The organism is Candidatus Margulisiibacteriota bacterium (assembly GCA_028706105.1).
Taxonomy (GTDB): Bacteria; Margulisbacteria; Riflemargulisbacteria; order GWF2-35-9; family DYQY01; genus DYQY01.
This window is the reverse complement of record JAQWCF010000054.1, coordinates 1-13,169: the sequence shown is the minus strand read 5'-3', so window position 1 is coordinate 13,169 and position 13,169 is coordinate 1. Positions and strand designations below refer to the sequence as shown.

13 protein-coding genes are annotated in these 13,169 nt (G+C 34.5%); 2 read left to right on the top strand and 11 right to left on the bottom strand.

Translation table 11 applies throughout. The features are described from left to right. Window positions 1-177: 177 nt before the first annotated feature. The 10 genes from PHF25_06475 to PHF25_06430 all read right to left on the bottom strand — a co-directional run bounded on the left by PHF25_06475 (window position 178) and on the right by PHF25_06430 (window position 8,956). Window positions 178-1,416, bottom strand: coding sequence for an S-layer homology domain-containing protein (locus PHF25_06475; GenBank protein MDD4527663.1), 1,239 nt, complete (start codon window positions 1,414-1,416; stop codon window positions 178-180). Between the two features lie 6 nt (window positions 1,417-1,422). Beyond that, complete coding sequence (locus PHF25_06470) at window positions 1,423-1,665, bottom strand: hypothetical protein (protein MDD4527662.1); 243 nt, start codon at window positions 1,663-1,665, stop codon at window positions 1,423-1,425. Continuing rightward, window positions 1,656-3,056: a F0F1 ATP synthase subunit beta gene (gene atpD, locus PHF25_06465; GenBank protein MDD4527661.1), complete on the bottom strand. Its 1,401-nt coding sequence runs from the start codon at window positions 3,054-3,056 to the stop codon at window positions 1,656-1,658. The genes PHF25_06470 and atpD overlap by 10 nt, the downstream gene beginning before the upstream one ends. 1 nt (window position 3,057) lies before the next feature. Then, entirely contained in the window at window positions 3,058-3,876 is an 819-nt protein-coding gene (locus tag PHF25_06460; protein ID MDD4527660.1) for a F0F1 ATP synthase subunit gamma, read from the bottom strand. Beyond that, a complete protein-coding gene (gene atpA, locus PHF25_06455) occupies window positions 3,869-5,398 on the bottom strand; it encodes a F0F1 ATP synthase subunit alpha (GenBank protein MDD4527659.1) in 1,530 nt (509 codons plus the stop codon). Before atpA ends, PHF25_06460 begins: the two co-directional genes overlap by 8 nt. 5 nt (window positions 5,399-5,403) lie before the next feature. After that, window positions 5,404-5,958, bottom strand: coding sequence for a F0F1 ATP synthase subunit delta (locus tag PHF25_06450; protein ID MDD4527658.1), 555 nt, complete (start codon window positions 5,956-5,958; stop codon window positions 5,404-5,406). Next, window positions 5,951-6,439, bottom strand: coding sequence for an ATP synthase F0 subunit B (locus tag PHF25_06445; GenBank protein ID MDD4527657.1), 489 nt, complete (start codon window positions 6,437-6,439; stop codon window positions 5,951-5,953). The genes PHF25_06450 and PHF25_06445 overlap by 8 nt, the downstream gene beginning before the upstream one ends. 8 nt (window positions 6,440-6,447) lie before the next feature. Then, on the bottom strand, window positions 6,448-6,669 hold the full coding sequence (atpE, locus tag PHF25_06440) for an ATP synthase F0 subunit C (GenBank protein MDD4527656.1): 222 nt from the start codon (window positions 6,667-6,669) through the stop codon (window positions 6,448-6,450). 106 nt (window positions 6,670-6,775) lie between these two features. Continuing rightward, window positions 6,776-7,486: a F0F1 ATP synthase subunit A gene (atpB, locus tag PHF25_06435; protein MDD4527655.1), complete on the bottom strand. Its 711-nt coding sequence runs from the start codon at window positions 7,484-7,486 to the stop codon at window positions 6,776-6,778. Window positions 7,487-7,558: 72 nt separating this feature from the next. Then, window positions 7,559-8,956: an aminopeptidase gene (locus PHF25_06430; GenBank protein MDD4527654.1), complete on the bottom strand. Its 1,398-nt coding sequence runs from the start codon at window positions 8,954-8,956 to the stop codon at window positions 7,559-7,561. A 130-nt stretch (window positions 8,957-9,086) separates the two neighbouring features. Here PHF25_06430 and PHF25_06425 point away from each other — a divergent pair, with 130 nt between their 5' ends. After that, window positions 9,087-10,088, top strand: a complete 1,002-nt coding sequence (locus PHF25_06425; GenBank protein ID MDD4527653.1) for a hypothetical protein — start codon at window positions 9,087-9,089, stop codon at window positions 10,086-10,088. Here PHF25_06425 and PHF25_06420 read toward each other — a convergent pair. After that, window positions 10,085-11,854, bottom strand: a complete 1,770-nt coding sequence (locus tag PHF25_06420) for a FecR family protein (GenBank protein ID MDD4527652.1) — start codon at window positions 11,852-11,854, stop codon at window positions 10,085-10,087. The genes PHF25_06425 and PHF25_06420 overlap by 4 nt on opposite strands. 263 nt (window positions 11,855-12,117) lie before the next feature. Between PHF25_06420 and PHF25_06415 the strand changes: the two genes are divergently transcribed. Then, window positions 12,118-13,169, top strand: a 1,052-nt coding sequence (locus PHF25_06415; protein ID MDD4527651.1) for a CHASE2 domain-containing protein, incomplete at its 3' end; no start/stop codon positions are given.

Genomic DNA, 13,169 nt, shown 5'->3' with positions numbered 1-13,169 from the left:
CCAATTCTCACCCATACAAACAACGCTCATATAAACTTATGTTAATGAAAAAACAACTTGCTTGATTTTAATAAAAGGGACATTTCTACTTTGGAGAAAGGGTGACATTTCTACTTTGCGTTGACAGGTGATTTGTATGAATTTTTTTTGTTTAATTTTAAAAAAGTATCGGAGAGGCTAATAAATCGACAAATTTCCGTTAGAGAAGTTTATTTTTCCCATGTTTGCTTCTTCAATAAGATTATAAGCGTTGAACATTTTGTATTCATAGGAGAGTTCATCTTTGTTGAATGTGGTTAAGTTAATTGCAGAAGTGAAGACGTTGTCGCCTTTTATTTTATCTAAGCCTTTTCCATCATCAGCAAGTAAGATGTTTTTTTTGTGATATTTATCAGAAAAAGTTAGTTCAATATAGGCTATTTTCCTTTCAGTGTTAGAGAGTGCAGTTATTTTGAAAGTGGTTTTGCTCATAGGAGAAAAAGTAATATCCAGTGATTTTAATGATTGGCCAAAGTCTGTAGATATTTTAGCAAGATCTAAGTTAATTCCCAGCTCTTTACTTATTCTTTCTCTGAGTAAATCAGTTCTTGTAAGAATATACGCTAGTTCAGCTCTGGTTATAGCTCTGTTTGGATATATTTCTTTTTTGTTTGTCCATTCCCTTGGTAAGTATCCAGAGATTGCAATGTCTGAAAGTAACTTTTCTTCTGCTAAGTTATAGTTAATATCAATAAAAGGTCGTAACTTAGAGTTGTTATTGATTGTTTCCAACAGGGGTTTGATTATTTGAACTAGTTCTTTTCTAGATAGGAAGGATTCAGTTCCAAAATACCCAGCTTCTTTTGGTTCTATAATTTTTTTATTAAGTGCTGTTTGAATATACTCATAGGCCCAATGGTTTGTTGGAAGGTCTTTAAAGTAATATCTTGTTTTGAAGTCTAGCGGACTTAGTTTGTTAATTTTGATGAGTGTTTTTACGAAATCGGCTTTAGTTATAAAGCTGTCTGGCTTAAAAAAATCAGTTCCTAAATAGGAGTCCATGATTTCTAATGATAGTAAAATTTCAATTTCTTTTCTGAAAGGACTCAGATAGGAGTCCAATAAAGTTTTTAAGGTAACAACGGTTAGTTCTTTATGGGTTGTGTCTTGATTGTTCCTGGCATAGAGATTGTATGTTTTTTTGCCAGGTCTTTGTTCAGGTATAATTATTCTAAACAGTCCATTCTCGAGAGTAATTTTTTCATTATTAATTTGTAAGGAATCAGTCCTTTTGACTTCGCCAAAGATAATAGTTTTTCCGTTTGCAATGATAGGATTGTTTTCAAGAGGAGAGATAATCCTAATACTTGGAGGCAGTGCAAATGATAAGGATAACGTTAAAAAAATAAAAAGCAGTTTAACGTTTATTTTTGACATTAGTTATTAGCTAAAAACAATAGCTTTGTTGTTTTCTATCAAGAGCAACGCATCTTCTTTAAGCGTAACTTTTCTTTTTGGTAGTTCGTTTTTGCTGTCAATTAGTCCAATTTCACCTTTTTTTAAAACAGTTAGATAGTTAGTATGGTTGTCCAAAAATGAAATTTTTCCATCAACAGCGGTTGCTGTGAATCCATATATATCACCTTCGAACACCATCGCGTGGGAACCAGAGACCTTTAAATGCATGACTGAATTACCTCTTCAATCGTTCCTTTCATTAAAAAGTTTTGTTCAGGAACATCATCGAATTCACCTTGTAGGATTCGTTGAAATCCTTTGATTGTGTCTTCTGTTTTAACAAAGGTACCTTTCAATCCAGTAAATTGTTCAGAAACATGAAAAGGTTGGGAGAGAAAATTACGGATTTTTCTTGCTCTATTAACAGTTATTTTGTCTTCTTCGGGTAGTTCACTTACTCCAAGTATAGCAATAATGTCTTGCAGTTCAGTGTATCTTTGAATCATTTTTTTAACCGCCATCGCTGTTGAGTAGTGTTCTTCTCCTACGATGTCAGGACTAAGAATTCTTGAGGAAGAGGAAAGCGGATCAATCGCTGGATAGATGCCCATTTCGACTATTTTTCTAGATAAAACAGTTACAGAATCTAAGTGGCTAAAAGTAATTGCTGCGGCTGGATCTGTAAAGTCATCAGCTGGAACATATACCGCTTGGATAGAAGTTATAAATCCATTTTTTGTTGAGGCAATTCTTTCTTCAAGTCTGCCCATTTCGATATCTAATGTTGGCTGGTAACCTACAGCAGAAGGGATTCTTCCGAGTAAAGTTGATATTTCAGCGCCAGCCTGAACAAAACGAAAAATATTGTCAATAAAGAACAAAACGTCTTGTTTTGCTACGTCACGGAAATATTCTGCTTGTGAAAGTGCTGCTTGTGCGGCAATTAGTCGGGATCCTGGCAAATCGCCCATTTGACCAAAGAGAAGAATGGTTTTGTCGATAACGCCTGTTTCTTTCATTCCTAGCCATAGGTCATTACCTTCTCTAGTTCTTTCTCCTACACCAGCAAAGATGGATATTCCACCATGATGCGTTGCCATATTATGGATCATTTCCATGATGATAACTGTTTTTCCTACCCCAGCTCCGCCAAACAATCCAGTTTTTCCGCCTTTAACATAGGGAGAAAGTAAGTCGATTGCTTTGATTCCTGTTTCGTATATTTTGTCTTCGAAGGCAAGATCTACAAATTTTGGAGCTTGTCTTCTGATAGGGTAGTATTCGGCATCTTCGATAGGCTCTTTGCCGTCAATAACTTCACCCCAGGGGTTAAATAATCTTCCCAAACATTTTCTTCCAACTTGGATTTCTAAAGGTTTCCCCGTGTCTACGACATCCATACCTCTGGAAAGTCCTTCAGTCGGTTGGAGTGATACGGCTTTAACAATATTTCCTTCTATTTGTAGAGCAATTTCAGCCAGAATAGTTTGTGGTTTACCTGATTGGATATCTTTAAACGTTATTTTTAATGCTGTTCTAATGTCAGGTATTTGTCCTGGCGGGAATTTTACATCTATTATAGGTCCTATTACTTGAACAATTTTGCCGATATTTGTCATTTTATTTTTCCTCCCTGGTTTGTAATACCTTGTATGCTGAAATAACCTCGCTTAGTTCTTGTGTTATTGCTGTTTGTCTTGCTATATAGATATCTTTGCTGATTTCTTCTTTTAGAAGTTCTGAATTTTCAACTGCATTCTTCATTACTAGTAATTTGGAACCAATTTCTCCAGTGTAATTTTGGATAAAAAGGTAATACAGTCGGTCTCTCACAAATTTATCAATGATAATTCTATCCAAGGAGTCTTGGTCAACGTCAGTGACTGCATCCGTGGGATTATATACTTCTTCAAAGGCAGGAAACAAGTCAATAATGCCCGGTTTTTGTTGGAACATATTGTTATATTTATTAATAATTATTTTAGTTTTCCAAGGAAAATTGTTTTCTTTTAGAATATCATATAACGGTTCAATGATAGCTTCATCTGGTATTGTTGTTGCTGCATGGAAGAAATGTTTATAAGGAATTTTCATCCTTTCACAAAAATGTTTTCCTTTTTCGCCGACGATAATCAAATTTGGATTTCTTCTTTGTTTAGTCAAGAAAGGTAATAGTTGTTGGTTAAATGATGACACAAAACCTTTTTCAGAGAAGAAAGCTATTACAAATTCTGTAGGAGAAGACTGGTCGATTTTATTTTTTCTAGAGGTAATACTAAAAAGCAGTCGGTCGAAGTAAGGTTGTATTTTGCGACGATAGGCAAGCAACTTTTGTGACCTTCCAATAAGAATGGTTGTAATAATTTGCATAGCTTCTGTAATTTCGTGTACAGAAGAAATGTTAGAGAGTCTTTGTTTTAAAAGTGTTATATCAGCCATTGTTTAAATAGATTTCTTTGATTATTTTTGGCAAAACTTCATTAAGTTCAAGAATATTTTCATCTGTTACATTTTTTGATCGATCAATTTTTTCATATAGCTCGGGAGCCATTTCTTGAAAAAAACCAATAAAATCATCTTGAAATAAATAAATTTTATCTAAAGGTACGTCGTCTAAAAATCCATTAATTGCAGCAAAAATTATAAGAACTTGGTCAGTTACATAAATAAGATGATGTTCTTTTTGTTTTAATACTTGGATTAAAACCTTACCTCTTTTTAATTGGAGTGTAGTCATTTCGTCTAAATCAGAAGCAAACAAGGAAAACTTTTCTTTTTCTCTATATTGAGCAAGCGTTATTCTAAGCAGTCCAGCAACTTTTTTCATGGCTTTTATTTGTGCTGCTCCGCCAACTCTAGAAACAGATATACCTGGATTTACGGCAGGACGTAGGTTAGCATTAAAAAGTTCTGTTGATAAAAATATTTGTCCATCAGTAATGGAAATTACATTGGTTGGAATATATGCGGAGACATCTCCAGCCTGAGTCTCAATAATAGGAAGTGCAGTCATGGAGCCACCGCCTAGTTCATCGTTCAGCTGAGCTGCTCTTTCAAGTAATCTGGAGTGTGTATAAAAAATATCTCCAGGATAAGCTTCTCGTCCAGGTGGTCTTTTTAAAAGGAGGGAGATGTTTCTGTAGGCATGAGCATGTTTTGTTAAATCATCATAAACGATAAGAGTCCTTTTTCCTTGGAACATAAAATGCTCGGCCATGGCACATCCTGCGTATGGCGAGTAGAACTGTAAGGCAGAAGGGGCGGAAGCTGGTGCATTGACTATAATGGTATATTCCATTGCTTGATGTTCTTCCAGCGTTTGTTTTAATTTAGCTACAGAGGAGTTTTTTTGCCCGATAGAAACATAGATACAAATAACATCCTTGCCCTTTTGATTTATGATGGCATCAACAGCAAGTGTTGATTTGCCTGTTTGTCTGTCACCAATAATAAGTTCTCTTTGCCCATGACCGATTGGAACCATTGCATCAATTGTCATGTAACCGGTTTGCAGTGGTGTATCTACTGGTTTTCTTTCAATAATTCCAGGAGGAATTACAGTTAAAGGTCGATAGCCTTCATTTTTTATAGCACCCAAACCGTCCATTGGTTCGCCCTGAGCATCTATTACTCTTCCGAGGAAGTTTATGCCTACAGGTATTTCAATAATACGATCAGTTTTTTTAACAGAGTGACCCAGCATAACTTTATTGTGCCTCGCTAGCACAACAGCTACAAGTTCTTCGTTTTCTAGGTTGAAGACTACGCCAAAGACGTTGTTACCAAAATCCAAAATTTCTCCCATTAGTGCACCAGGAAGTCCCCCAACTCTGGCGATTCCATCACCACTATCAAGCACAAACCCAACTTCTTGTTTTTTGATGTTGTCTTCATATTGTTCTATTTGTTCTAGAATTTCCTCTACAAGACTTAGTTTTTGTTCTATTTTTTCTCCCAACATCTCCGTCACTTCCTTTGTATAATTATGTCTTTTATTTTGTCGACTCTTCTTCTTAGTGTTGCGTCTATTTCTCCTTCATGCCAGCGAAGCTTAAACCCTCCAAGCATATTGGGAACAGTTTTATGAACAAATGCTACCTGCATTTTATTCGTAGCTTCAATTTTTTGTTTATAGAAAGAAAGCGTTTGTTCATCAAGCGGGTAGCGTGAAATAACTTCAACTAAAAGTAAATTTCTTTCTTTTGCAAAATAGTATTTAAAGAAATGCATGATATAGCTAAGCTTGTGTAATAAATTTTTTCTTAATAAATAGATAAGAAAGGCTAAGGTGTATTCGCAGGGGTCTTCTAATAATTTGTGAACGGTTAATAAAAGAATGTCTTCTCGGACTTTTTTATCTTCGAGAATGTTTTCAAGATAGTACTGAATTTGTCTATTATCAGAAATGAACCAGTGTATTTTATATAGCTCACGCACAATTCTAACGGTAGCTTTTGGTTCGTTATTTGAAACAATTGATTGAAAAAGGCTATAGTAGATGGCTTCTTCTTTTTTATTCAACGGAAGTTACCACCTTTTTTATTTCTTCAATAACCCTTTTATCTAGATCTTCATCAACGATATTATAAAGTACTTCTTTGATAGACTTTGCAATAATAACCGAAACATCTTGGCGAACTTCTTGAAAAGATTTGTCTTTTTCCTTTTTTATTTCTAGACGAGCCATATCTAATACAGAAGACGCTTCCATGTGAGCCTTGTGGATAAGGTCTTTTCTCATTGTTGTGCATTCATTTTTTGTATCAATAAGAATTTTTTTTCTTCTTTCAGATGCGTTTAAACTTTCTTCTTTAATTTTTTCTGTTAAATCTAGAATTTCTTTATTGCGTCTTTCATAAGAGCTCTGCAGTGACTCTATTTTCTTTCTTCTGGCCTCAATGTAATAAAACAGTTTAGGCCAGATAGCATAACGAATAATGATTAACATTAATAGAAATGCTATCAGATTCCAAAGTATCAGTAGGTAGTTAGTGCTTCCCATTATTGCCTTTATTTTTGAGCTAATATCATAAAACTAATAACTAATGCATAGAGAATGGCTGCTTCAATAAAAGCAATCGCGATAATCATTGTGGCCCTAATGTTTCCCGATTGTTCAGGTTGTCTGGCAATAGACTCAATTGCTTTACCTGCCACCAGTCCTATTGCTGTTGACCCTCCTATTGATGCTATTGCTATGGAAAATGCTGCTGATGCGTAATGTAAATCCATTTTTTTGCCTCCTTTAATAATTTTTATTTATTTAATCGTTTAGGTGTTAATTTGTTTAGGTTTGGCCCATATATTTAAACAAAGAAACACTCCAACAATTAAACTTTTAATGCCCCTCATACATTGTATCAGTTACATATATCGCTGAAAGATAAGCGAATATGAATGCCTGAATGAATGATACCATTATTTCGAAAAATAACATTATTGTTATTACAACAATGTCTAAGGGTACAACAAATGCTGATTTAAAAATTTCGGTTAAGGAAATTAAGATGACTATAACCATATGACCTGCAAACATGTTTGCGGCTAATCTTACAGATAGAGAGAAGGCCTTAGAAATTATTGAAATTAGCTCTATTGGAAAAAGGAGCAATCTTATTGGCCAGGCGACTCCTGAGGGTGTTAGCCCAACAAAAAATCCTAGGAATCCCTTTTTCCTGATCCCTATCCAAATACTTACGAATATTACCAAGCAAGCCAAAGACCCCGTTATTAAGATATTAGATGTTAATGCATGATTTTGCGGTATAACTCCCAATAGGTTGTGTATTAGGATGTAGAAGAAAAGACATAAGAAAAAAGGCATCCAGTTCTTATAGTCTTTATTCGTTTGGAACAGAACACGCATTTGTGACTCTAAAAATTCATAAATGACTTCAAAGATTGATTGTATTTTATTGGGGATAATTTCAAATTTTGCAGTACCCAGAAGTGCTATGAGGATAACAGGGATAAATAATAATAATACATCACTTGTAACATGAAAAATTTTAGCTAAAACAGCAAGTTCGTGTAATATGAAATTTATCATTAACTGTCTCCAAACAAAACATTATATTACAACTATAGCTCTTAGACGTAAATCAGTAAACGTAGTTTGATTTCATGCTTTTTCGAGAAACAGCTTGTAAGCCTTGTAGGTCATGAATATGTCTAGTTTTGAACAACATTCCATTGGCGAATGCATTGCTAAAACAGGAGTGCCAACATCAACTATTTCCATGCCATAAGCTGCCAGAAATTTGGCAACAGTTCCTCCTCCGCCTTCGTCAACTTTTCCCAATTCACCTGTTTGCCAAACAATATTGTTTTCGTTGAACAGTTTTCTTAATTTAGATATATACTCAGCGTTAGCGTCGGAACTACCCGATTTCCCTCTTGACCCACCGTATTTTTCCATGGATACGCCATATCCTAGTTTTGCAGAGTTTCTAGCCTCAAAGACTTCTTTCCATTCTGGATCATAAGCACCAGTTACGTCTCCGGAGAGGGCAAGGCTATTGAATAAACACTCATCAATTTTTAGTGCACTTGGTTCTTGGCCTGAATTGATAAAGGCTTGTTTAAGTATTTGTCTGATAAAAGCACTTTTTGCGCCGGTGTTACCGTCAGAACCGATTTCTTCTTTGTCTACCAGCCAGACCATCATAGGCTTTTCAGTGTTTTTTGCATCTATAATAGCTTTTAGAGCATTGTAGGAACAAACTCTGTCGTCATGTCCGTAGGCCCCAATCATGGACCTGTCAAATCCAAGTTCTCTGGCTTTCCCTGCAGGCACAATTTCTATTTCAGCAGTAGTAAAGTCTTCTTCTGTGATTCCGTACTTTTCGTTTAGTAAATGAAGTATGTTTAATTTAACGGAGTTTTTCTTTTCCTTATCTTCTTCATTATTTAAAAGAAAAGGCATATTCCCTACTAGCACATTTAATTGTTCGCCAGTAATAGCATCTTTAATTTTTTTATCTTCTTGCACTTTATGGGAAAGATGGGGAAGTAGGTCTGCAATAAAAAATACAGGATCATTATCGTCTTCGCCAATTGAGACATCAATGCGCTTGCCTTCTTTATTGAAGATAACCCCGTGAATTGCCAATGCCCTGGAAACCCATTGATATTTTTTTATGCCACCGTAGTAGTGTGTTTTTAAATAGGCTAGGTCAGTGTCTTCATACAAAGGGTTTGGCTTTAGGTCTAGGCGAGGACAATCAAGGTGTGAAACTAACATATTTACGCCTTTGGTTAAATCATAATTATTAGGTATTCTGACTATTCCCACGTTTTTATCTTTGTGTGTTAGGAAAAAGTTATTAGTTGAGCCTTCAGTAAAGCCATTTTGAGCAAGTAGCTCTGTACAGTAAGCCACAGCTTGTCTTTCTGTTTTATAGTTAGAAAGAAACGTTATGTATTTGTGGCAATATTCATTGATAGCACCTAGGTCTATTGTTTTATTTCCCCAGCCATTAGTTTTTTTGTATTCAAGTTTTTTTGAAATATCATCCATGTTTTTCTCCTTTTTAATGTTGAATAGTTCATTTAATTAAATTGAAATATTTCCAACACTTAGTTTATTATAGCAAAATAAAGCGTTGATAAAACAGCTTATTTAAAGTAATGTTGAATATCGATAGATTATGGCAAAGAAAATAAAAAATAGAATACTTCCAATCATCGTTTCGGCGATTGTTTTTTTGCTTTTTATTTTTTCGGTGAGCGTGCTTATCGATAAATTAAAAGGTATTTCTTTTGCTGATGTAATCGTCAGCCTGAATGCGATTGATAATACGAAGATTTTATTAGCCTTTGTGCTGATGTTTTTTAGCTATACTGTTTTTACTTGTTATGATTTACTTGCTGTTGCTTATCTAGGCTATTCAGTGAAATTTCGCAAAATATTTATGGGATCATTTATTAGCTATGTTATTAGCGAAAATATTGGATTTGCTTTGGTTAGTGGTTCAACTATTAGATATAAATATTATAGCGAGTGGGGCATTTCTCCTATCCACATCGCAAAAGCAATAACTTTTTGTACAATTACTTTTTGGTTGGGCATGTTTACTGTGGCTGGCGTTTTTCTAACTTTGCATCCAATAGTTTTGCCTGATTCATCAATTTTTAGTAACTTGTTGTTGCTGAGAGGGCAATTATTAGGCCCACTAATGTTGGGGATAGTTTTGTTTTATTTTTTTGTTGGCGTTCTTCGAAAAACTCCTTTAAAAATAAGAGGATCGCAGTACATCGTGCCTTCTAATAGATTGGCAATTTTACAGTTATTAGTTGGTATTACTGATTTTATTTTGGGTTCTGCTCTTTTTTATACTTTATTGCCAGGATCAGACGCTTTAGTCTTTTCGCAATTTATAAGTATTTTTATGTTTGTCAAAATTATAGTTATTTTTAGTAATATTCCAGCTGGCTTAGGGGTTTTTGAAACATTAATGCTAATGCTTTTAGCCCCTTATTATGCTGATATTTCTATTTTGGGAACTATCGTGATTTATAGAGTTATTTATTATATTATTCCCTTAGGATTTGCCTTGTTTATTTATGGATATAACGAATTTAAAACTGGGCATCGAAGGATTAAAGCTTTCCAAAGGTTGATGCGTTTTAGGAAAAAAAAGCTTAGTTAGAAATCTAGCTGTCCACCTAAAATTAGTATTCTATTATCTGCAATTTCCTTCATCTGTTCTACGGTTAACTTTAAAAATAGCTGGAAGGTATCAGAAGTTTTTAGATTTGTTATAAGTGAATAAAGAGAGTACTTGTTTGCTAGTTCTGCTTTAGTTGTAAATAGTAGAATGGGCAGTTCGCTTAGCTGGAAGATACTGTTTATTATTAGTGCTGTGTTGCTTTTATGGCTTTTTATAGATAGCTCTGTGGTTTGTTGTTCATTAAAGAAAATGCCGGTTAAGTATAAATTGTTGTCGCTCAAGTCTTCAAATCCAAGTGTTTCATTGGCAAATAGCCCTTGATAAGATAAACCAAGAGAAAACTCAGGAGTTAAGGAATGGAGCAAGCCCAGATCTAGTGCGTAGCAGAAAAAGGCTTTGTCTGTTCCAGCTCCGAAACTACTAGCAAATGGGGATAGGAAAGTAGTTTTGTCTTCTTTTGTCGAAGTAATAATCGAGCTTCGTAGCAGTAAGCCAAGACTGGTTTTATTTTCTATTTGGAAAGCTTTACCATAGAAAAAGCTAAGAATATTGTTTTGATAAAGCTCGGCTTGAGCAGGGCCGATCATTTGAATGTATCTTTGTTTTTTAAAGTAAACGTCAACGCCCATATCTCTTTCGAGAGTTCGTACTCCGAGTATTTGATTTTCCTCTATTCTTCCGTTAGCCCCAGCATTGACCTGGCTAGGGTCGTTTATATAGGAATTGTCTGAATGTTTGGAGTTGTAGTTGAGGATACTGGAATCACTTCTGGCTTCGTAATAAACAGTATTCATTCTATTAACTGGTATTTTGGAAAGTATTGCTGGATTTCTGTAAAGCAAGGAATCTTCCAAGATAGAAATAGTTTTGTTTTTTGAAATTAGTAGTTCATTGTTTTGTTTTTGAATATCATCTTCAATATCAAATAAATCATTATCTGCATTATCTATGGACTTTTCACTATTTATATTGTGAGCTGTAGCTGTTTTTTGTTCATTGTTTTGCTTTATTTTGTTTTTTAGTTTTGTTTTGATAGGATTAATTACTTTGGATTTGATTGTTTGTATGTCTTTGGGGGTTAAGTATTTAACATTCTTTTCTAGTTCTTCGAAAACACTGACTCCTTCTGCGTCTATCGCTTCTGGGGTTGTCATAAAACCATATTGATTTATTTTAGTCTGTTCACCAGCATTGATTGTTATTTCTAAGTTTTGTTGAGTGACCTGCAGAATCCCATCATAAGCAACTATTCTTCCGTGAGGTGCTTCAACAGAGAAAACAGTTCCTTTTACCGAGATGGAAGCAAGAGGCGTTTCTAGAATAAAGCTTCCAGAATTTGGTGCAGAGTTGATGACTTTCACCCATACTTTTCCGGCATTCAATTTAAAAGCGGCCCATTTGTCTATGCCAGGATTTCTTTCTGCAAATGAAAAATTTGAACTTGGTTCGATTCTTAAAACATGATCACCATAAAGCTTGATTTCACAGACGCCTTTTTTGTCCGTTTGTATTGTGTCTAGTGGATAAAATTTAGTGTATAATTCTACTTGTTGCCAGTATTCCGAGTTAGCTCTTTTAACATAAACTAAACCTTGTTTGTAAATTGCTACTCCAGAACACCCAGCTACTTCTATTGTCTCTATTGCTTTGATGTTCGTAGCATCTTGTGCGTTTAAGGGATTAAAAGAGATGGTTTGTATCGAAACTATAAAAAAAAGAATAAAAAACAACCGTTTTGCTAACATATTGTTATTCTATAACAGAAACCGAAAACCATAAAACAATTAAAGGAAATTTGGTATAGTTAAGAATAGAGTTATTTGGTTTTGTTGTAGCCAAAGTCATTTTTGGAAATATTGTCGTTCTTGCGGATAGTGTCATTCCCGCGTAGGCGGGAATCCATTTCATGAGTAACTTTTGGTAGTATAGGTAAATAATAAAAAATTGATCCCCGACTAAATCGGGGATGACAGTGAATTCTTAATTAAATTGGACAAGAAGGATTTGTATGAAAAAAGGCGTTATAAGTGTTGTAATAATTTCCGTAGTAATTTGTTTGTTGTATTTCATCGGTACATTAAAAACATTTGATAACTTTTTCTTTGATAATTATCAGAAAAACATTGATACGGGTAATCCAGTTGAAAAGTTTATTGTAGTTGTAGCGATAGATGATCTTTCACTTAAAAAGTTTGATGTTTGGCCTGTTGCTAGGAGCAAGTATGCAGAACTAGTCAAAATATTAAATAAAGGTGGAGCAAAGGTTATTGCTTTTGATGTAAATTTTGATTCTTATAGTGGCTATGCCTATGAAGATGACTTAGATTTCTCAAAACAACTAGCTAAATCAAAAAATGTAATATTGGCCAGGGATTACTATATGGAAAGAAATCTTCCTGTGCTGAGAGATCCAATAAAAGAGCTAAAAGACAATGCTGTTTTGGCGATGGTTAACCCAGTATTAGACAGAGATTCTTTTATCAGAAGGTATACAATGTTAGCTTATCACCGAGACGAGGCTTTATTGTATTTTGCTTTACAAGCAAGCATGCTTTATAAAAACATTAATAATAGGGAGCTGCGTTTAAATGGGAGCAAGCTACTTTTAGCTGATATTGCAGTACCGTTAGACCATAACGGCAGGATGTTAATAAACTACTTTTCTGGAGACAAAGGTATCAGCGTTGTTCCTTTTGCCCATGTACTAGAGCGAGGTTTTCTAGAGCTTAACCCTGATTATTTCCGTAACAAGCTAGTATTAGTTGGTTCGACTGCCAGCTATTTGCAAGATAGTTTTCCCACGCCGGTGGATATTAATATGCCCGGAGTTATGATCCATGCGAATGCTATTAGAACGATTTTAAATAAAGAATTCATCACTGAGATTCCGTATCTTTATTACTTTTGCGTAGTTTTGTTTTTTGTGGCAATTACTTATCTAATTACAATAGCAAAAGGTTCATTAATAGGGTTTATTTTTTCAGGTTTTTTTATGGGTTTTATTTTAATTTTAGGAAATATTTTATATAAAAACGGGATATATTTAGAGAAAACAGCTTT

Bases quoted from the DNA above. Each gene is read 5' to 3' on its own strand.
- PHF25_06475 (MDD4527663.1), bottom strand. From the start codon at position 1,416: ATGTCAAAAATAAACGTTAAACTGCTTTTTATTTTTTTAACGTTATCC.
- PHF25_06470 (MDD4527662.1), bottom strand. From the start codon at position 1,665: ATGCATTTAAAGGTCTCTGGTTCCCACGCGATGGTGTTCGAAGGTGAT.
- atpD (MDD4527661.1), bottom strand. From the start codon at position 3,056: ATGACAAATATCGGCAAAATTGTTCAAGTAATAGGACCTATAATAGAT.
- PHF25_06460 (MDD4527660.1), bottom strand. From the start codon at position 3,876: ATGGCTGATATAACACTTTTAAAACAAAGACTCTCTAACATTTCTTCT.
- atpA (MDD4527659.1), bottom strand. From the start codon at position 5,398: ATGTTGGGAGAAAAAATAGAACAAAAACTAAGTCTTGTAGAGGAAATT.
- PHF25_06445 (MDD4527657.1), bottom strand. From the start codon at position 6,439: ATGGGAAGCACTAACTACCTACTGATACTTTGGAATCTGATAGCATTT.
- atpE (MDD4527656.1), bottom strand. From the start codon at position 6,669: ATGGATTTACATTACGCATCAGCAGCATTTTCCATAGCAATAGCATCA.
- atpB (MDD4527655.1), bottom strand. From the start codon at position 7,486: ATGATAAATTTCATATTACACGAACTTGCTGTTTTAGCTAAAATTTTT.
- PHF25_06430 (MDD4527654.1), bottom strand. From the start codon at position 8,956: ATGGATGATATTTCAAAAAAACTTGAATACAAAAAAACTAATGGCTGG.
- PHF25_06425 (MDD4527653.1), top strand. From the start codon at position 9,087: ATGGCAAAGAAAATAAAAAATAGAATACTTCCAATCATCGTTTCGGCG.
- PHF25_06420 (MDD4527652.1), bottom strand. From the start codon at position 11,854: ATGTTAGCAAAACGGTTGTTTTTTATTCTTTTTTTTATAGTTTCGATA.